At 65.9% G+C, this 16,449-nt stretch carries 26 protein-coding genes; 25 read left to right on the top strand and 1 reads right to left on the bottom strand.

All coding sequences use genetic code 11. The annotated features are described in order from the left end of the window. The first annotated feature begins 67 nt into the window (after positions 1 to 67). From N8A90_RS09445 to N8A90_RS09405, 9 genes are all read left to right on the top strand, one after another. Positions 68 to 1,132, top strand: a complete 1,065-nt coding sequence (locus N8A90_RS09445; protein WP_262074576.1) for a major capsid protein — start codon at positions 68 to 70, stop codon at positions 1,130 to 1,132. Next, on the top strand, positions 1,132 to 1,449 hold the full coding sequence (locus tag N8A90_RS09440; protein WP_262074574.1) for a hypothetical protein: 318 nt from the start codon (positions 1,132 to 1,134) through the stop codon (positions 1,447 to 1,449). The genes N8A90_RS09445 and N8A90_RS09440 overlap by 1 nt, the downstream gene beginning before the upstream one ends. Beyond that, positions 1,449 to 2,108: a hypothetical protein gene (locus N8A90_RS09435; protein WP_262074572.1), complete on the top strand. Its 660-nt coding sequence runs from the start codon at positions 1,449 to 1,451 to the stop codon at positions 2,106 to 2,108. The genes N8A90_RS09440 and N8A90_RS09435 overlap by 1 nt, the downstream gene beginning before the upstream one ends. 9 nt (positions 2,109 to 2,117) lie before the next feature. Further along, positions 2,118 to 2,312 carry a DUF2635 domain-containing protein gene (locus tag N8A90_RS09430; RefSeq protein ID WP_262074570.1) on the top strand — a complete coding sequence of 65 codons (195 nt, stop codon included), beginning with the start codon at positions 2,118 to 2,120 and terminating at the stop codon, positions 2,310 to 2,312. A gap of 60 nt (positions 2,313 to 2,372) precedes the next feature. Further along, positions 2,373 to 3,854, top strand: a complete 1,482-nt coding sequence (locus N8A90_RS09425) for a phage tail sheath subtilisin-like domain-containing protein (protein WP_262074568.1) — start codon at positions 2,373 to 2,375, stop codon at positions 3,852 to 3,854. A gap of 82 nt (positions 3,855 to 3,936) precedes the next feature. Continuing rightward, positions 3,937 to 4,587 (top strand): hypothetical protein, encoded by a 651-nt coding sequence (locus tag N8A90_RS09420; protein ID WP_262074567.1) that lies wholly within the window; start codon positions 3,937 to 3,939, stop codon positions 4,585 to 4,587. Between the two features lie 89 nt (positions 4,588 to 4,676). Continuing rightward, on the top strand, positions 4,677 to 5,045 hold the full coding sequence (locus N8A90_RS09415; protein WP_262074566.1) for a phage tail tube protein: 369 nt from the start codon (positions 4,677 to 4,679) through the stop codon (positions 5,043 to 5,045). Positions 5,046 to 5,062: 17 nt separating this feature from the next. Then, on the top strand, positions 5,063 to 5,932 hold the full coding sequence (locus N8A90_RS09410) for a DNA circularization N-terminal domain-containing protein (protein ID WP_262074565.1): 870 nt from the start codon (positions 5,063 to 5,065) through the stop codon (positions 5,930 to 5,932). Further along, positions 5,929 to 6,492, top strand: a complete 564-nt coding sequence (locus N8A90_RS09405) for a hypothetical protein (RefSeq protein ID WP_262074563.1) — start codon at positions 5,929 to 5,931, stop codon at positions 6,490 to 6,492. The genes N8A90_RS09410 and N8A90_RS09405 overlap by 4 nt, the downstream gene beginning before the upstream one ends. A gap of 6 nt (positions 6,493 to 6,498) precedes the next feature. Here the strand turns inward: N8A90_RS09405 and N8A90_RS09400 are convergent, their stop codons facing one another. Further along, on the bottom strand, positions 6,499 to 6,921 hold the full coding sequence (locus N8A90_RS09400; RefSeq protein ID WP_262074561.1) for a hypothetical protein: 423 nt from the start codon (positions 6,919 to 6,921) through the stop codon (positions 6,499 to 6,501). Positions 6,922 to 6,987: 66 nt separating this feature from the next. On the opposite strand from N8A90_RS09400, the gene N8A90_RS09395 reads away from it, so the two are divergent. From N8A90_RS09395 to N8A90_RS09320, 16 genes are all read left to right on the top strand, one after another. Continuing rightward, complete coding sequence (locus tag N8A90_RS09395; protein WP_262074559.1) at positions 6,988 to 7,269, top strand: phage tail assembly protein; 282 nt, start codon at positions 6,988 to 6,990, stop codon at positions 7,267 to 7,269. A 103-nt stretch (positions 7,270 to 7,372) separates the two neighbouring features. Then, positions 7,373 to 9,130, top strand: coding sequence for a hypothetical protein (locus N8A90_RS09390; protein ID WP_262074558.1), 1,758 nt, complete (start codon positions 7,373 to 7,375; stop codon positions 9,128 to 9,130). Then, positions 9,127 to 10,203, top strand: a complete 1,077-nt coding sequence (locus N8A90_RS09385) for a phage baseplate assembly protein (RefSeq protein ID WP_262074557.1) — start codon at positions 9,127 to 9,129, stop codon at positions 10,201 to 10,203. The genes N8A90_RS09390 and N8A90_RS09385 overlap by 4 nt, the downstream gene beginning before the upstream one ends. Continuing rightward, complete coding sequence (locus N8A90_RS09380) at positions 10,200 to 10,685, top strand: phage baseplate assembly protein (protein WP_262074556.1); 486 nt, start codon at positions 10,200 to 10,202, stop codon at positions 10,683 to 10,685. The genes N8A90_RS09385 and N8A90_RS09380 overlap by 4 nt, the downstream gene beginning before the upstream one ends. Further along, positions 10,682 to 11,128 carry a phage GP46 family protein gene (locus N8A90_RS09375; RefSeq protein ID WP_262074555.1) on the top strand — a complete coding sequence of 149 codons (447 nt, stop codon included), beginning with the start codon at positions 10,682 to 10,684 and terminating at the stop codon, positions 11,126 to 11,128. Before N8A90_RS09380 ends, N8A90_RS09375 begins: the two co-directional genes overlap by 4 nt. Next, a complete protein-coding gene (locus N8A90_RS09370) occupies positions 11,128 to 12,249 on the top strand; it encodes a baseplate J/gp47 family protein (RefSeq protein WP_262074553.1) in 1,122 nt (373 codons plus the stop codon). Before N8A90_RS09375 ends, N8A90_RS09370 begins: the two co-directional genes overlap by 1 nt. Positions 12,250 to 12,251: 2 nt before the next feature. Continuing rightward, positions 12,252 to 12,848 carry a YmfQ family protein gene (locus tag N8A90_RS09365; protein WP_262074551.1) on the top strand — a complete coding sequence of 199 codons (597 nt, stop codon included), beginning with the start codon at positions 12,252 to 12,254 and terminating at the stop codon, positions 12,846 to 12,848. A 12-nt stretch (positions 12,849 to 12,860) separates the two neighbouring features. Then, on the top strand, positions 12,861 to 13,751 hold the full coding sequence (locus tag N8A90_RS09360) for a hypothetical protein (RefSeq protein WP_262074549.1): 891 nt from the start codon (positions 12,861 to 12,863) through the stop codon (positions 13,749 to 13,751). After that, positions 13,748 to 13,951 carry a hypothetical protein gene (locus tag N8A90_RS09355; RefSeq protein ID WP_262074547.1) on the top strand — a complete coding sequence of 68 codons (204 nt, stop codon included), beginning with the start codon at positions 13,748 to 13,750 and terminating at the stop codon, positions 13,949 to 13,951. Before N8A90_RS09360 ends, N8A90_RS09355 begins: the two co-directional genes overlap by 4 nt. 4 nt (positions 13,952 to 13,955) lie before the next feature. Further along, complete coding sequence (locus N8A90_RS09350; RefSeq protein ID WP_262074545.1) at positions 13,956 to 14,111, top strand: hypothetical protein; 156 nt, start codon at positions 13,956 to 13,958, stop codon at positions 14,109 to 14,111. A 50-nt stretch (positions 14,112 to 14,161) separates the two neighbouring features. Then, complete coding sequence (locus tag N8A90_RS09345) at positions 14,162 to 14,380, top strand: hypothetical protein (RefSeq protein WP_262074544.1); 219 nt, start codon at positions 14,162 to 14,164, stop codon at positions 14,378 to 14,380. Continuing rightward, on the top strand, positions 14,377 to 14,637 hold the full coding sequence (locus N8A90_RS09340; RefSeq protein WP_262074543.1) for a hypothetical protein: 261 nt from the start codon (positions 14,377 to 14,379) through the stop codon (positions 14,635 to 14,637). The genes N8A90_RS09345 and N8A90_RS09340 overlap by 4 nt, the downstream gene beginning before the upstream one ends. Then, positions 14,634 to 15,221: a glycoside hydrolase family 19 protein gene (locus tag N8A90_RS09335; RefSeq protein ID WP_262074542.1), complete on the top strand. Its 588-nt coding sequence runs from the start codon at positions 14,634 to 14,636 to the stop codon at positions 15,219 to 15,221. The genes N8A90_RS09340 and N8A90_RS09335 overlap by 4 nt, the downstream gene beginning before the upstream one ends. Positions 15,222 to 15,329: 108 nt before the next feature. Next, positions 15,330 to 15,509, top strand: coding sequence for a hypothetical protein (locus N8A90_RS09330; RefSeq protein ID WP_262074540.1), 180 nt, complete (start codon positions 15,330 to 15,332; stop codon positions 15,507 to 15,509). Then, positions 15,506 to 15,835: a DUF6527 family protein gene (locus N8A90_RS09325; protein WP_262074539.1), complete on the top strand. Its 330-nt coding sequence runs from the start codon at positions 15,506 to 15,508 to the stop codon at positions 15,833 to 15,835. Before N8A90_RS09330 ends, N8A90_RS09325 begins: the two co-directional genes overlap by 4 nt. Further along, positions 15,832 to 16,404 carry a hypothetical protein gene (locus N8A90_RS09320; protein WP_262074537.1) on the top strand — a complete coding sequence of 191 codons (573 nt, stop codon included), beginning with the start codon at positions 15,832 to 15,834 and terminating at the stop codon, positions 16,402 to 16,404. Before N8A90_RS09325 ends, N8A90_RS09320 begins: the two co-directional genes overlap by 4 nt. Positions 16,405 to 16,449: the final 45 nt, after the last annotated feature.

Below are 16,449 nucleotides of genomic sequence, written 5' to 3'. Positions count from 1 at the left end.
CACATCCTCCATTCCACCGCCAAAGGCCACCTCCGGGTGGCCTTTTTCATTCCCGAAAGGAACTGCCATGGCCGGCGAAATCATCGACATCTTCAACAGCGACGCATTCAGCGCGCTGACCTTGACCCAGGGCGTCCAACGCAACCCCTACCAGCCCGGGGCCCTGGGTCGCCTCAACATCTTCGATCCGAATCCGATCCGCACCACGGCGGTCTCGGTCGAAGAGCGCACCGGCGTGCTGAAGCTCATCGGCTTCAGCCAGCGCGGTGCGGAGGGCACGCAACGCACGACCGAAAAACGCAAGATGCGCTACTTCGACGTGCCGCGCCTGATGCACGACGACACGATCCACACGTATGAAATCCAGAACATCCGCGAGTTCCCGGAAGGCCCCACCGGCCAGATCGTGACCGTGCCGATGCAGCTGGAGCGTGAAGTCGCGCGCCGCCTCGCCGGCCCGACCGGCCTGCTGGCCAACGTCGAGTACACCAAGGAATACCTGCGACTCGCCGCGGTGCAGGGCCTGGTGCTCGATCCGAAGGACGGCTCCGTGATGTACAACTGGTTCGACGAGTTCCAGATCACGCAGGCGGCCGAGACGGCTTTCAACCTGTCGGCCGGCACCGCCAACAGCCTGCGGCCGATCATCAACGGCATCAAGCGCACGATGGCCCGCAAGGCACAAGGCGCGTTCACGCAGACCACTTCTGTGATGGCGCTCTGCGGCGATGCGTTCTACGACTCCTTCACGAACCACCCGGACGTGATCCGCACGTTCGTGAACTTCGAAGACGCACGGCGCCTGCGTGACGACACCTTTGGCGATGCCTTCAATGCGGTCGAATTCGACGGCATCACCTGGGTGAACTACCGCGGTTCCGACGACAACTCGACGGTCAAGATCGCCGACGACAAGGTGAAGTTCTTCCCGGTGAATGCCCCCGGCATCTTCCAGGAAGTCCTGGCCCCGGGTGAGTCCGCCGAGTTCATCAACCAGCCCGGCGCGCCGGTGTACGTGCTGCCGATCCCCGACCGCGATCGCCGCATGTGGTGGAAGATGGAGGCCTACAGCTACCCGCTGTACCTCTGCACCCGCCCCGAAGTGCTGCTCTCCGGTCGCGCAGGCGCCTGATGATCGACTGGGATTCGCTGGTGCTGGGGCCCGTGCACGCCGTCTTCGGCGAGCCGGTCACCTACCTGCCCGCCGTCGGCGCGCCGCTCGCGGTGCACGGCATCTTCGACGAGGCCTACCGCGAGGTGGACCTCACCGGGGGCATGGCGGTCACGACGGAGAGCCCTGTGCTCGGCATCCGCACCAGCGAGTTCCCGGTCCTTCCGCGCCAGGGCGACCAGATCGTAGTGCCGAGCCGGTCCAAGACCTACAGCATCCGTGAAGTGCAGATCGACGGCCACGGGGCCGCGAAGCTGCTGCTGAACGAGGCCGCGTGATGGACCCGACGAAGCAGCCAATGTCGGCGCGCCGGCAGATCCGGCTCGCGGTCATGCGGACGCTGCGCGGGATCGCCGATGTGACGACCGTTGCGTCGCCGGGCGACTGGCCGACACCTCCCGAGAAGCTGCCGGCGCTGCTGGTGAACGCTCCAACGGAATCGAAGCGATCGCTCAACAAGGGTATGGCGGCCTTCACGACGGCCGTGTCGATCGTCATCCAAGGTCAGGTGCAGTCCAAGACGGCCGAAGGCGCACAGGACGCGATCGAAGACCTGGTCTTCTGGGTCGAGAACGCGATCCTGACCAGCTACTGGCTGACCAGGATCATCGAGCAGTTCAGCTCCGTGCAGACAGAGGTCGAGTGCAAGGCTGACGGCAGCGCGCATCTCGCTGGCTTCCGCATGACGATCGTGGCCGAGACGTTCGAGTCCTTCGATGCAACCGCTGTGCCGCCTGATGAATCGGCCTGGCCGCCCGCTGACCCGACGATCGCGCCGCTCACCAGCGTGGGCATCCACCTCGACATGGCGGACCCTTTCGACGCCACCGGCACCTACGCCTCTCCGGCGTTCCCAGACGCAGTCCTGCCAGCGCCGCGCACCAGCGGGCCGGATGGCCGCGACGAGGGTGCGCTCGACATCCAGCTTCCTCAATAGGAGTCATCCATGTACGTGAAAGCAGCACCGGGCCTCATGATCCGCGACCCGATTTTCAAAGACCTGATCCCGGCCGAAGGGCGCGACGTGCCCGCCGACAGCGACTACTGGCAGCGCCGCCTCCGCGATGGCGATGTGGTGACCGCAGACCCGCCGGCCGAGCCCGTCGCCAAGCCCACCGGCAAGGCATCCAGTTCCGACTGAGCACCCGCACCACAACCCCGAAGCCCGCCTTGAGCGGGCTTTTCCATTTCTGGAGTCGCCATGACGCTTCCCTTCCAAAATCTCCCGGCCAACGTTCGGGTTCCCCTGTTCTACGCCGAGGTCAGCAACACGATGGCCAACAGCGGGACGCTGAACCAGCGCGCGCTGATCATTGGCCAGAAGACCGCGGCCGGAACCGGCGTGGCCAACGTGCCCGTCATCTCGCAGAGCGTTGCCGATGCCGCCCAGATCGGTGGCCCCGGTTCGATGCTGCACCTGATGACGCAGATGTACCGTGCGAACGATTCGTTCGGCGAGGTCTGGTATCTGCCGCTGAGCGATGATGCCGCAGGTGTCGCCGCCACGGGCACCTTCGCCGTCACGGCGGCGCCCACCGCAAACGGCGTGCTGTCCCTGTACATCGCCGGGGTGCGCATCAGCGTCCCAGTGCTGTCGACCCAGACCACCGCCCAGATCGCAACCGCTATCGCGGCAGCCGTCACGGCGACCGCGAATCTGCCGGTCACCGCCGCAGCCTCGACGTCGACGGTCACCTTCACGGCCATCAACAAGGGCCCGGCCGGCAACGACATCGACATCCGCGTGAACTACCTGGGCACCGCCGGACAGGAATACACGCCCACCGGCATGACGTTCACGATCACGGCGATGGCCAGCGGCGCGACCGCGCCCAGCCTGACCACCGGCCTGTCGAACCTGCTGGACAAGCCTTTCGACTTCATCGTGTGCCCGTACACGGACACCGCCAGCCTCGATGCGCTCAAGGCCTTCCTGAACGACTCGACGGGCCGCTGGAGCTGGTCGTCGCAGATCTACGGCCACTTCTTCGCCGCCTACCGCGGCACGCTCGGCGCTCTGACCACCTTCGGCGTCGGCCGCAACGACCAGCACGGCTCGATCATGGGCTTCAACGACAGCCCGACCCCCAGCTGGCTCTGGGCCGCGGCCTTCGCCGGCCAGGTGGCCGTCAGCGTGCGCGCCGACCCGGCACGTCCGGTGCAGACCCTGGCGCTGCAGAGCGTGCTGGCGCCCCCCCTGGAGTCGCGTTTCGCCCTCACCGATCGCAACACGCTGCTGTACGACGGCATCTCGACCTTCACGGTGGCCGACGACGGCACGGTGGCGATCGAGAACGCGATCACGACCTACCAGAAGAACTCCTTCGGGCAGCCGGACAACAGCTACCTTGAGGTCGAGACGCTGTTCACCCTGATGTTCGTGCTGCGCTTCCTGCGCACGCGCGTCACCAGCAAGTTCCCGCGCATGAAGCTGGCTGCCGACGGCACGCGCTTCGCCGCCGGCTCGGCGATCGTCACGCCCAGCATCATCAAGATGGACCAGATCGCGGCCTACCAGGAGCTGGAGAACGCCGGCCTGGTGCAGCGCGCCGACCTGTTCGCCCAGAACCTGATCGTCCAGCAGAACGCGCAGAACCCCAACCGCGTCGACGTTTTGTGGCCAGGTACATTAATCGCACAACTGCGCATCTTTGCCCTCTTGGCTCAGTTCAGACTGCAATAGAGCAGGCACAATAGGCAAGGCCCCATCGGTGTATCAGCACTGATGAGGCCTCTAACCACCATCACCTATTTCGGAGGTAACGATGGCTGCCGAGAATTGTGCCACCAAGATGTGCACGCGCTGCTTTTCTTCAAAGTCTGCTTCACTCGCGTTCTACGGGTATCGGAAAGAGGGAAAAGATCAGCTCAAGTCGATATGCAAAGAGTGCGAGGCTGCGCGCGCTCGCGAAAGGCGAGCAAACGATCCGGAGTGCCGTGCTAAACACGTGGCTGCAGTCACGAAATACCAGAAAAAACGCGCAGCTGACGATCCGGTTTTCAAGGCCGCTCAAGCTGAGTCGTTGCGGGAACGAAAGCTACGCTCACGCGCTGACCCAATAAGGCGGGAGCGGGAACTAGCCAAAGATCGCGCATGGCGAAAAGCAAACTGGGATCGCGTCAAGAAGTACAAGCACAAGACCGGCGCCTTGCAGGCCGCGCATGTCGCTCGCCGTCATGCCGCGAAATTGCGGGCAACGCCAGCTTGGTCTGAAACCGACAAGATCAAAGCGATGTACGAAGAGGCGCGGAGATTGGAGATCGAGACCGGCATTGAATACAACGTCGATCACATCGTGCCGCTTCGAGGCCGCAATGTCTGCGGCCTTCATGTGTTGGCAAATCTGCGAATCGTCACGTCATTCGTGAACAAGACCAAAGCAAACAAGCTCATCGAAGAGCTCTGCACCGCGTAGGCCGCCTGCGCTTCACATCAAGCCACCTCCGGGTGGCTTTTTCGTTTCAGACCGCCAGCAAGGCGGTTTTTTCGTTTCAAGGAATCACCATGGCAATCAACAGCAACGCCCTCGCGGGCAAGGCATATGTGTCGGTCGACGGGCAGACCCTCATGGCGGCGGGCGCGTTCGAGTACAGCCCCTCGAAGGTCACGCGCGAGACGCTCACCGGTCAGGATGCGGTCCACGGCTACAGCGAGAAGCCCATTGCCGGCCACATCTCCGGCACCATCCGCGACAGCGGCGACCTCAGTGTGGCTGGCCTGAACACCATGACGGACGTCACCGTCGTGCTCGAGCTGGCCAATGGCAAGTTCGTGACCGGCCGCAACATGTGGACGGTGGAAAGCCAGACGTCGAAGTCGGAAGACGGCACGATCGAAGTGAAGTGGGAAGGCCCTTCCGTCACCGAGCAGTGATCGGGATCGCGTAGCCCATGAGCACCCTCGGCAACATCCAGCGCGCTGTCGGCGCGGTCAAGTCGCTGTCCAGTCTGTTCCCATCCGCACTCGGGGGCGCCGGGGCCAGTTGGCGCGACCAGCTGCGGCCGGCTTCGTTCGGCGGCGTGCCATTCGGCGTGCTGGGTGGACAGATCCGCGTCGGCCGGCGCAATGCGGTGCACGAGTACCCATTCAAGGATCAGGTGTGGGTCGAAGACCTGGGCCGCGCCGCGCGCCGGATCACCCTGACCGGCTTCCTCGTCGAGAACGGCATCTACGGCGGCGGCAACGTCATCGCGCAGCGCGAGCGCCTGATCGCCGTGTGCGAGTCGGCCGGGAAGAGCACGCTGGTGCACCCGACCCTGGGCATGCTCAACGTCAGCCTGCTCGACTCAATGATGGAGGAGCGCTGGGACCGCGGCCGCGTCTTCGAGATCTCCTTCGCCTTCATCGAAGCCGGTGAGCGGGTCTTCCCTGAACTGACGGTCGACACCGGAGCCGAGGTCAGCATTGCTGCCAGCCTGGCCGACGCCGCCGGCATCTCGGACTTCGCGAGCAGCGTGACGTCATCCCTCGCACAGGGCGCCGCCGTCGTCAACATGGCGGTCAGCACGGCTTCGGCCTGGGCATCCAAAGCGGTCGGTCTGGCGAACAACGCCACCAACCTGATGAGCATGGTCGGATTGATGCCAGGTTCGTTCGGCAGGTTCGTCGGCGGTCGATCCAATCCGATCAGCGGCCTCAGCAAGATCGTCACAACGGCCACCTCGGTGTCTCAGCTGATCGCGCAAGGATCGGTTGCGCGCTCGGCAGTCTCCACAGCATCGAGCGCGCTCTCGAAAGCCGCCTCGCTGATCGCGCTATGAGTGGCATCACCGACTTCGCCACGCAAGCGCAAGCGCTCGCTGCGGCGCTTCTGGCTTCAACTACCGATCCGGCCGACGCCGTTCGGGTCTTGGCGAACCTTGCCGATTTCACGCCTTCGGAGCCCACGCTGTCGTCTGGCGTCGGCGATGCCATGGCAACCATGCAGGCGGGCTGCGGCGCCCTGTTCCGGCGGGTCGCCGTGGTGGCGCTGTGCCGGGCCTCCGCGCAATACCAGCCCGCATCGCTCGACGATGCCGTGTCGATCCGCACGCAGGTGTGCAACCTGCTCGACGCCGAGATCCTGATCGCCGGCAACACAGGGGCCGATGCCACGTTCAATGCGCTGCGCGTGCTCCGTGCGGCAGTGGTGAAGGACCTGACGCAGCGCGGTGCCAAGCTGGCGAGTCTCAAGACCATCTCCACGCCGAGCCCGATCCCGGCGACCGTTCTGGCGCAGCGCTTCTACCGCGATGCGGGCCGGGCTGACGAACTAGTGACGGAGGCGGATGCAGTCCACCCGGCGTTCATGCCGACCTCATTCCAGGCGCTGTCGAAGTAGGGCGCTTCAGTCCTGCCCGAGACCGCGCTGCGCCTTGATCGGCTTCATTACAGGAAGCCGCGGGGCCGAGCAAGTGCCGCGCAGGTAGCGCTTCGGCGTCCATAGGTATCCGTCGGAGTCGCCCTTCACGGATGCCACCTCGACCCACCCGGCGGGTGTGGCAACGCTTTCGACCCGGCCGACAGTGAGGCTCTGATTCTTCCCGTTGCGGCTGGTGTCTCCGCCGCACCCGGCCTGCCGAAGCAGTGCGTTGTGGTGCGACTGGCCCGCGGTCTTGAAGTCAGTCCCGTAGTTCACGAACGCAGCCGCTGCGGCCTGTGGCGAGCGGCAAACGATCGCTACGGGGTCATGGAACTGGCAGGGCGTTTCCGACGCCAACGCGGCAGCCGAAATCAATAGGGCTGCGGCGAAAAACAGTGGATTTCTCATCGCTTTCTCCTTGGGGCGGCCGTCATTTGACGCCGCGCCCGTCCTCATATCAACCAGGAGCCTTTCATGGACCTCGAAAAAACCATCACTCTGCGCAAACCCGTCACGATCGGTGACATGCCCTTCACGACGATCAGCCTGCGCGAGCCCACCGCCGGCGAGCTGGAGCAGTCGCAGAGCGCGTCGACTGGCATGGGCATCGTCATCAACCTGATTTCCATCGTCGCGAAGGTTCCCCGCGGCGTCGCCGAGCGGCTGTGCCAGCGCGACTTCAAGGAGGCGGCCGATTTTTTGAACAGTTTCGACGAGGCCGACCTGACAACTGGCTCGACGTCGTCGCAGAGCTGACCAAGTTCTACGGGTGGGGGCCGCACGACGCGTGGTCCCTGCCGTGGAGCCGGCTCGACTGGTGGAACAAGCAGGCTGAACGCATGGCGTCGAGGGATTCCTGATGGCTCAAGACTTCAACATCCGGATTACGGCGGTCGACAAAGCCACCAAGGTCGTCAACAAGGTGAACGAGAGCGTCGGGAAGATGTTCCGGCCCTACGAGTCTGCCAAGAAGTCGACGGCATCGTTCTTCAACGCGCTCGGCAAGAACGACCTGGTGGCGAAACCGCTGTGGGCGCTGCAGAAGATCGGCGGCGGCCTTAGTTCGGTGGCCACGTCGTTCGGCATCGCCGAGAACTCGGTGATCGGCGGCAGCGCGCGCATGGCGGCATCGCTCGGCGCCATCGGGGGGCCGATCGGCGCGTTTGTGGGGGGCGCGGCCGTGATCGTCGGCGCGACGACAGCGGTTGCAGTGCGCATGGGCCAGCTGGGATTCGGCATCCAGCGCACCGCGAAGAACCTGAACGTCACGACGGACCACCTGCAGGAATACCGCGGCGCGGCCAAGCTGGCTGGGCTCGAGACGGAGACCATGGACTCGTCCATGGGAGCGCTGGGCACCACGCTGCAGGACGCGCTGGCCGGTCGCAACCTCCAGGCCGCCACGCTGCTGAGCCAGATGGGCATCAGCATCAAGAAGACGAAGGACGGTGCCGTCGACACCGTGCAGGCGCTGCGCGACATCTCGGACGTGGTGAGCCGCGTCAAGGACCAGAACATGGCGCGCAAGATCAGCGACATGCTCGGTGTCGGCGAACTGCTGCCCATGCTGCGCGAAGGCACGAAGCAGCTGGATGACTGGATCGCGCAGGTGCGCCGCGCTGGCGGCGTCATGAGTACCGACCTCGTCGATGCCAACAAGAAGCAGGCGGACTCGTGGAACCAGACCAAGGCCGCGATCGATGGCATGGGGACATCGCTGGGCAACCTGCTCGCGCAGTACGTGCACCTCGATGACTTCGCCTCTGGCGTGTCGAAGATCGCCTCCTCCACCAAGGAATGGGCCGACAAGAAGACGTCAACCGACAAGGGTGGCGACAAGCCAAGCGTGGTGCGCTCCAGCATGGTCGGCGGCCTGCTGAGCGGCCCCGTCGGTGCTGGTGCTGGCGCGCTGTTCGGGCTCATCTCGAAATTTGGCGCCAAGGCGACGCCGCAGGGTTCTCGCTCGTTCAGCGGGTCCATCACGAATGCGGACGGCACCACCGTCAGCGACAACTCGGCCGGCGCGGGCCGTGGGCGGGCGCAGGTGCCTGCGGCGGACGCATCCGCGCCGCGCGGCATCCGCAACAACAACCCGGGGAACCTGAACTACGCCGGCCAGGCCGGCGCGTCGAAGGAGGGCGGGCCCGGCGGCCGGTTCGCGGTATTCGCGACGCCTGAGGCTGGCATCACCGCGGCAGCCAAGAACCTGATGGCCTACCAGGACAAGTACGGCATCAACACGATCGAGAAGATCATCAAGCGCTGGGCGCCGTCCACCGAGAACGACACCAGCGCGTACATCTCGACGGTGTCGAAGCAGACCGGTATCAAGTCCGACCAGCCGCTCGATCTGCGGGACCCGAAGATCCTGGCGCCGCTGATCTCGTCGATCATCAAGCACGAGAACGGCCAGAACCCCTACGACGCCGAGACCATCGCCAAGGCTGCCGCCGCTGCGGTGCGTGAGTCGCAAGGCAACGGGAGCGGCGAGGGCGGCCAAGAGCGCCCGATTCGGCTCGAGGTGATAGGCCTGCCGCCCGGCATGTCGATCAAGGCCGTGCGGGGCCTCGGTCAAACGCCCGTCGGCATGACGATGCAGCCAGGGGGCACCTCGTGAGCGGGCCCGACGAGCTGGTCATCAGGGTCGGAGGCCAGGAGATCTCCGGCTGGGAAGAGGTGCGCGTCACCCGCGGCGTCGAGCGCGTCGTCAGCGACTTCGAGGTAGCGATGACCGAGCACTATCCAGGCGCCGACCGCGTCGTGGTGCGGCCCGGCCAGCCCTGCGAGATCATGCTCGGCGGCGACCTGGTGACGACGGGCTACGTCGATCGCTACATCCCGGAGTTCTCGGCGCGCAGTCACACGGTGCGCGTCGCCGGCCGCAGCAAGACGCAGGACATCGTCGATTGCTCGGCAGTATGGCCGGGCGGCCAGCTGATGAACGGGACCGTGCTGTCCATCGCGAAGACGCTGTGCGATCCCTTCGGTATCACGGTAAGCGCGCTGGATGATGTGGGTGCGGCGATCCCGCAGACGAACCTGAACGTCGGCGACACGCCTTTCGACGTGATCGAGCCGATGGCTCGCTTCCGCGGCCTGCTGATGTACGACGACGCGCAGGGGAACCTGGTGTTCTCCCGCGTCGGCAAGGAGCATGCGGCCAGCGGCTTCACCGAGGGCGACAACGTCGAGGCGGCCGGCATCGCGTACACAATGGATCAGCGCTTCAGCGATTACGGAGCGTTTCGCGTGAAGCTCATGGCACTGGCCGATGCGGGCAACGAGGCGAACCTGATCACGGACATCCAGGATACGCAGGTGCCGCGATACCGGCCGAAGTTCCTGGTCGCCGAGACGAACGACGGCGGCTTCGACATCGCGGTGGCGCGTGCGAAGTGGGAGATGGTCCGGCGCATCGGACGCTCGGCGGCTGTGCATGTGGTGGCCGACAGCTGGCGCGACCGCGCCGGCAAGCTGTGGACGCCGAACACGCTGGCACCGGTGAGCCTGCCGAGCCTGAAGCTCGAGTCGGTGTCCTGGCTGATCAGCGAGGTGACCTACATCCGCAACGCCGGCGGCACGCATGCGCGGCTGGTGCTGATGCACCCGGACTCGTTCATCCCGCAGCCCTTCAACTACCAGCCGTTCCCGACCGATGTCGCGAACGCGCTCGCGGACGCACGCCGATGACCGATCAAGCAACCCGCGGCCTCGAGAAGATCTGGCGCCGCCTGCAGATGGCGATCGGCCGCGGGCGAGTGACCACGGGGGACGACGGCGGAAACGTGCAGATGCTGCAGGTCCAGATGCCCGGCGAGGATGTGCGCGACAACACGCCGCGCGTCGCCGAGTACGGCTTCTCCTCGATGCCTCTGCCGGGCTGCCAGGCGATCGTGATCTTCGTGGCCGGCGAGCGCTCGAACGGCGTGGTGATCGGCACGAACGATGAATCTACCCGACCGACAGGGCTGGCGCCTGGCGAGGTGAAGGTCTACACGGACCTCGGCCAGTCGCTCTACTTCAGTCGGGCCGGCACCGTGATCGATTGCGCCGGCCTGCCGCTGACCATTCTCAATGCGCCGAGCGTCAAGCACGACGGCGTGGAGATCGGCAAGACGCATCGCCATGGCGGCGTGCAGTCGGGCGGATCGAACACAGGAACCCCGGTATGAGCGACACGACAACCGTATGGGTGCCCGCGCTCGGCCGCGGCGACTGGGTCCTTTCCGGCGCTGACCTGCAGACGGGCCGCGACCTGGTGACCGCGGTGCTCATCAGCATCTTTACCGACCGCGTGGCCGGGGACGACGACGAGATCCCCGACGGCAGCGGCGACCCGCGCGGCTGGTGGGCGGATGCCGATGAGCGCTACCCGATCGGATCGCGCCTGTGGCTGTTGTCGCGCGCCAAGCAGACGGCCGAGACCCAGGCGCGCGCGCAGGACTACCTGACCGAATGCGTGCAGTGGTTGATCGACGACGGCGTGGTCGCCAGCTTCGACATCGAGACGGCATGGATCGCCATGAGCTCACTCGGCGCCAGGGTCACGGCCAACAAGAGCGACGGAACCACCGTCGTCATGAACTTCGATGCCATCTGGCAAGGACTGAACTGATGCCCTACGCACGCCCCACACTCAGCGAGCTGCAGAGCCAGGTAGCGAACGACATCTCGTCGTCGTTGCCGGGCTCCGACGCGCTGCTGCGATTCTCGAACCTCGGCATCACGGGCAAGGCCCAGGCCAACCTCACGCACCTGCACTACGGGTATCTCGACTGGATCGCAAAGCAGGCCGTGCCGTACACAGCCGAGGGTGAGTTCCTGGAGGCATGGGCGGCCCTGAAAGACGTGTTCCGCAAGAGCGCTTCCGTGGCGTCTGGTGTCGTGTCCTTCCCGGCCACCAGCGGCACGGTGCCGAGTGGGACATCGATCATCCGCGGGGATGGCCAGGCGTTCGTCTCTACGGCGGACGCCACGGCGAGCGCTGGAACGGTCCTGGTCCCGGCGTCTGCTGTCGCCGACCCGACCGGCCAGACCGGCGCGGTTGGGAACACCGATGTCGGAACGGCGATGACGCTTGGCCAGGCCATCGCCGGCGTGCAGTCGAACGGCACGGTGACCACGGCATTCACCGGCGGCGCCGACATCGAGGACGACGACAGCCTGCGCAGCCGCATGCTGACGGCCTACCGGTCGCCGGCTCAGGGCGGCGCGGTGGGCGACTACATCCAGTGGGCGCTCGAGGTGCCTGGTGTCACGCGAGCCTGGTGCAATCCGAATGGCGCCGGCGCTGGCACCGTCGTGGTCTACACGATGTGGGATCAGGCCGAAGCGGTGCATGGAGGATTCCCGCAAGGCACCGACGGCGTGGCGACCGACGAGCCGCGAGCTGCTGCTGCCACCGGCGACCAGCTGATCGTCGCCGACCACATCTTCCCGCTTCGCCCTGCGACGGCGCTGGTCTTCTCCGTGGCACCGATCGCGTCGCCGAACAACTTCACTATCACCGGGCTCAGCGGTGCGAGCCTGGCCACGCGCGCGCTGGTCGAGGCGGCCATCACCGGCGTGTTCTACCTCTACGGCACGGCCACCGGCGGCACCGTGGCGCTGTCGCTCATCGAGTCGGCCATCGCGGCCATCTCCGGCACGCAGGGCTTCGTGATCACCACGCCCAGCGGAAACATCGCGACCACGCTCGGCCATCTGCCCACGCTGGGCACCGTTTCCTACGCGTAGCCATGAGTGCACCGCAATACAGCGCCGCAGACTATCTGGCGGCGCTTCAGTCGTTGTTGCCGCGCGGGCGCGTCTGGCCGCGTGATCCGGATGCCATCCAGACCAAGACGCTCGCCGGCTTGGCGCCGAGCTTTGAAAGGCAGAACGCGCGCGCCAACCAGCTGCTGGTCGATGCATTCCCAGCCTCGACCTTCGAACTGCTGCCTGAGTGGGAGTCGACGCTCGGCCTCCCAGATCCTTGCGCTGGCACATCGCCAACGGTGGCCGCGCGACGCGCGCAGGTGGTGGCACGCCTGAAGGCCATCGGCGGCCAGTCGGTTCCTTACTTCATCGCCTACGCGCTTGCGCTGGGCTACGTGATCACGATCACCGAGTTCGCGCCGGCGCGCGTTGGCGTGCTGCGCGCAGGCGATCCGCTCTACGGAGACGACTGGGCGCACGCCTGGCAGATCAACGCCCAACTCAACACCGTTCAGTACATGCAGGTTGGCACCGGGGTGGCCGGCGACGCGCTCGCGTACTGGAGCAATGCCGTTCTCGAGTGCCAACTGCGCGAGGTCATGCCCGCACACACGGTGCTCATCTTTTCCTACGTTTGACAAGGAGCCCTGATGTTTCCGATCGATGACCCAACTGCAGCAACAACGCTGCCAACGCCCGAGGCCGCGGGCACCCCAGGTTTCTGGACGGAGGGAAACCCAACCCTCGGCGTGCCGGCGACACGTGTTCGCGCGTCATTCCTGAACATGCTCATGCAGGAGCTGCTGAACATTCTGGTTGCGGCCGGCATCACGCCGAGCAAGACGACCTACAACCAGATCGCGCAGGCGATTCCGATTCTGACCCCCGGGCGACAGATCGGGCATCGCGTCTTCACCAGTTCGACCACTTACACGCCGACGCCGGGGACGGCCTTTGTTGAAATTGAGGTCGTTGGTGCCGGCGCTGCAGGCGGCGGGGTGCCCACGACGACGGCGGGACAGGTCGCAGTAGGTGCAGGCGGAACCTCTGGCGCGCGCGCCATCGGACGCTTTGCGGTCGCCGCCGTCACCGGGCAGACGATCACGGTCGGTGCCGCAGGCGTCGGCGCACTGAACGCGACGGGCGGCAACGGTGGCGCGTCGAGCGTCGGCTCTCTCATCGTCGCAAATGGCGGAACGGGGGGATCGGCTGGCACGGCATCCGGCAGTTCCATCGCGCTCGGCAACACGACGCAGGCGGCCGCCACTGGCGGAAACATCTTCAACGAGACAGGGCGAATCGCGCGGCTGGCCGTTGTCGTCTTCGGTTCGCTCGCCTACGGTGGGGATGGTGGCGATAGCGCGCACGGCGCTGGCGGATCCGGCTTCGCGTCGCCGCTCGGCACGCTGTCCGGGAACGGCTTGGCTGCCACCGGCTACGGCGCCGGCGGCGGTGGCGCGCTCGCAACAACCAGCAACGCAAGCACGCGCTCGGGCGGTAACGCCTCGCCTGGTGTCGTCGTCATCAAGGAGTTCGCATGATCCGCTGGGCAGTAATCAAGGACGGCATCGTCGTCAACGTGATCCTCTGGGACGGCGCTGATGCGTCGTTCGCCGACCAACTCGAAGGAGCAGCGCTCCAAGAACTCCCCGACGATTCGCCAGTGGGTCCTGGCTGGACATACGTCGAGGGCGAGTTCGTTTCGCCGCCGGCGGTAGAGCCGCCAGTCATGCCGGGTTGATGCCATGAAATACCTCGCACAAGCGGCCTGGGCGTGGCTCATCGACTGGATCGTGCCCAAGTGGCAGGCGCTGCGGCAGGGCCTGACGTGGGCCTCGCTGAAGGCCAAGGCCGTGGCGGTCTACCAGAAGGTGCACGACCGAAACACGGGGGGCCAATGAATCAAGACACGCAACCCGGCGACCTGCCGAGGGTCACTCGAATCATCGACATGAAGCTCCCGCTGACATGGCTCCTTGGGTGCGCCTTCGCCATCGCAGCGGCATTCGCAAGCATGTACTTCAAGCTGGGCCAGCTCGGGGAAGACATGACCGACCTGAAGATTTCGGTGAAGGCCGGTAACAGCCAGGCCAGCACCGTGCAGGGAGAGTTGGCCATCCTGAAATTCCGCATTGAAAACCTCGAGTCCGACAAAAGGAGCACACGATGAAACAGGCTATCGCTGACTGGCTGGACAAGTTCTTCGTGCCCGAGTGGCGCAAGGCGTGGCAAATGCTGTCGTTCTGGTGGAACGCCATCTGTGCGGCGGCTGGCCCTGTGTGGGTCACGCTCTCCGATGATCAAAAAGCGTCGATCCTGGGCGTGGTGGGCATTCACCCATCGCTCTACATCTCGGCGGCGTTCATCATCGGGATCGTGCTGCGGCTGAAGGCTCAGGGCATTGCGGCTCCGAAGGTCGATCCGTGAACGCCGATACCCTCGCGCGCTGCACCGGCGCGCGCCTCGACCGCGCCCAGCGCTACGCCGACGCCCTGAACGAGGCGATGGGCCTGTACGGAATCGACACGTCTATCCGGCAGGCGATGTTCCTGGCGAACGTCGGTCATGAATCTGGCGGCCTGCACTACTCGACCGAGCTGTGGGGGCCGACGCCGGCGCAGCGCGGCTACGAGGGCCGCAAGGATCTCGGCAACACCCAGCCGGGCGACGGCTTCCGCTTCCGCGGGCATGGCCTGATCCAGACCACCGGCCGCTACAACCACGCGGCGGTGCGCGACCGGCTGCGCGCGCGCTTCCCCGAGCGCAGCGTGCCGGACTTCGAGCTCGAGCCCGACCAACTGGGCTTCACCGACTGGGCGGCGCTATCGGCGGCGGACTATGCCGACATGCGCGGCCTCAACGCTTGGGCCGACAAGGGCGACTTCGACGGGTACTGCGACATCATCAACCGTGGGCGCAAGACGGCTGCTGACGGCGACTCAAACGGGTGGGTCGACCGTGCCCGCCTGTATGCCGCTGCGCGCCTGGCGCTGGGCCTGGGGGCACTATGAAGGCCCTCAAGTTCATCGGCTTCGTGCTGCTGGTGGCCGCCGTCACCGCTGGCATCGTCCTGTGGGTTTTCCTGCAAGGCTGCGGCGGCCACAACCTGCTGTGCTGACATGAACTCCGACCTCGCGCGCGCCGAAGACATCGCCGCAGGAATGCCGCGCGATTACCGGGCCGATGTGCATGTCGGCCCCTACGTCCGCACCGTGTGCGTGGAGTGCCGGCACGTCTTTATGGGTCGGGTCTACCGCACCGTCTGCGCACTGTGCGCGCCGAAGAAAGGAACGTCATGAGATTCAAGAGCGTCGAGAACACGGACGGCACCCACTACGGCGTGCAATTCAGCTGCCCAGGCTGTGGCATGACGCACTGCCTGCCGAACCAGAACACCCGCGCCGACATCGTCGCGCCGCGCTGGACCTTCAACTGCAACTTCGACCGTCCGACGCTGACGCCATCGATCCTGTCGCGCGGCGCCATCGCGCCCGGCGATGACGAAGGCTGGGACGACAAGGCGATCTGCCATTCGTTCGTGACCGATGGCCGCATCCAGTTCCTGGGCGACTGCACGCATGCGCTGGCCGGCCAGACGGTCGACCTGCCGGAGATCGAGCCGTGATCACCACCATCCTGGCCAACTGGAAGCTGATCGCGGTCGGCCTGCTGCTGGCCGCGCTGGCCTCGGCCCTGGGCGTGCAGGCCGTGCGCCTGGCCGGCGCGCGCGGGGCGCTGGCCGATGAGAAGGCCGCGCGCGCGCAGGAAACGAACGACCGCCTGCGCGCCGCGCTGCGCGAGTCCGAGCGCGTCGCAGCGCTGCAGCTCACCCATGCCACCACCCAACAGGAGATCGTCGATGCCTACGAAACCCGCCTCGAGACCATTCAGGACGGCCGCAATTCTGATGCTGCTGACAGTCAGCGGGTGCGCCGCCAACTCGCCGCCTTCGCCGCCCGTGATCGCGAAACAGCCCGAAGCGACCCCGCTGCCTGCGAGCGTGTCGCGGATCGATCCGCAGTCCTCGCAGACGTGGCTGCAGAAGGTCGAGACCTACTTGCAGAAGGTCGACGAGTTGTCGAAGGCCGAGACGCTGAGGTGACGCTGCTGCTGGGCCTCGTGCGCAACGACCGCGCGCTGCTGGCGCCGGTCGACTACACGCTGCCGGCCAGCGGGCGATTGCGATCACCCTGACCGCCCGACACCCCACCCATGCCCCTGGCGCTTCGGCGCTGGGGG

Source organism: Variovorax sp. N23 (genome assembly GCF_025486315.1).
Lineage (GTDB): Bacteria > Pseudomonadota > Gammaproteobacteria > Burkholderiales > Burkholderiaceae_C > Variovorax.
This window is presented reverse-complemented; position numbering and strand designations above follow the sequence as displayed.

Coding starts and splice junctions, on each gene's coding strand:
- N8A90_RS09445 (WP_262074576.1), top strand. CDS start 68: ATGGCCGGCGAAATCATCGACATCTTCAACAGCGACGCATTCAGCGCG.
- N8A90_RS09415 (WP_262074566.1), top strand. CDS start 4,677: ATGGCAATCAACAGCAACGCCCTCGCGGGCAAGGCATATGTGTCGGTC.
- N8A90_RS09340 (WP_262074543.1), top strand. CDS start 14,377: ATGAAACAGGCTATCGCTGACTGGCTGGACAAGTTCTTCGTGCCCGAG.
- N8A90_RS09410 (WP_262074565.1), top strand. CDS start 5,063: ATGAGCACCCTCGGCAACATCCAGCGCGCTGTCGGCGCGGTCAAGTCG.
- N8A90_RS09425 (WP_262074568.1), top strand. CDS start 2,373: ATGACGCTTCCCTTCCAAAATCTCCCGGCCAACGTTCGGGTTCCCCTG.
- N8A90_RS09405 (WP_262074563.1), top strand. CDS start 5,929: ATGAGTGGCATCACCGACTTCGCCACGCAAGCGCAAGCGCTCGCTGCG.
- N8A90_RS09375 (WP_262074555.1), top strand. CDS start 10,682: ATGAGCGACACGACAACCGTATGGGTGCCCGCGCTCGGCCGCGGCGAC.
- N8A90_RS09440 (WP_262074574.1), top strand. CDS start 1,132: ATGATCGACTGGGATTCGCTGGTGCTGGGGCCCGTGCACGCCGTCTTC.
- N8A90_RS09325 (WP_262074539.1), top strand. CDS start 15,506: ATGAGATTCAAGAGCGTCGAGAACACGGACGGCACCCACTACGGCGTG.
- N8A90_RS09330 (WP_262074540.1), top strand. CDS start 15,330: ATGAACTCCGACCTCGCGCGCGCCGAAGACATCGCCGCAGGAATGCCG.
- N8A90_RS09355 (WP_262074547.1), top strand. CDS start 13,748: ATGATCCGCTGGGCAGTAATCAAGGACGGCATCGTCGTCAACGTGATC.
- N8A90_RS09345 (WP_262074544.1), top strand. CDS start 14,162: ATGAAGCTCCCGCTGACATGGCTCCTTGGGTGCGCCTTCGCCATCGCA.
- N8A90_RS09380 (WP_262074556.1), top strand. CDS start 10,200: ATGACCGATCAAGCAACCCGCGGCCTCGAGAAGATCTGGCGCCGCCTG.
- N8A90_RS09395 (WP_262074559.1), top strand. CDS start 6,988: ATGGACCTCGAAAAAACCATCACTCTGCGCAAACCCGTCACGATCGGT.
- N8A90_RS09360 (WP_262074549.1), top strand. CDS start 12,861: ATGTTTCCGATCGATGACCCAACTGCAGCAACAACGCTGCCAACGCCC.
- N8A90_RS09400 (WP_262074561.1), bottom strand. CDS start 6,921: ATGAGAAATCCACTGTTTTTCGCCGCAGCCCTATTGATTTCGGCTGCC.
- N8A90_RS09435 (WP_262074572.1), top strand. CDS start 1,449: ATGGACCCGACGAAGCAGCCAATGTCGGCGCGCCGGCAGATCCGGCTC.
- N8A90_RS09420 (WP_262074567.1), top strand. CDS start 3,937: ATGGCTGCCGAGAATTGTGCCACCAAGATGTGCACGCGCTGCTTTTCT.
- N8A90_RS09350 (WP_262074545.1), top strand. CDS start 13,956: ATGAAATACCTCGCACAAGCGGCCTGGGCGTGGCTCATCGACTGGATC.
- N8A90_RS09365 (WP_262074551.1), top strand. CDS start 12,252: ATGAGTGCACCGCAATACAGCGCCGCAGACTATCTGGCGGCGCTTCAG.
- N8A90_RS09370 (WP_262074553.1), top strand. CDS start 11,128: ATGCCCTACGCACGCCCCACACTCAGCGAGCTGCAGAGCCAGGTAGCG.
- N8A90_RS09430 (WP_262074570.1), top strand. CDS start 2,118: ATGTACGTGAAAGCAGCACCGGGCCTCATGATCCGCGACCCGATTTTC.
- N8A90_RS09390 (WP_262074558.1), top strand. CDS start 7,373: ATGGCTCAAGACTTCAACATCCGGATTACGGCGGTCGACAAAGCCACC.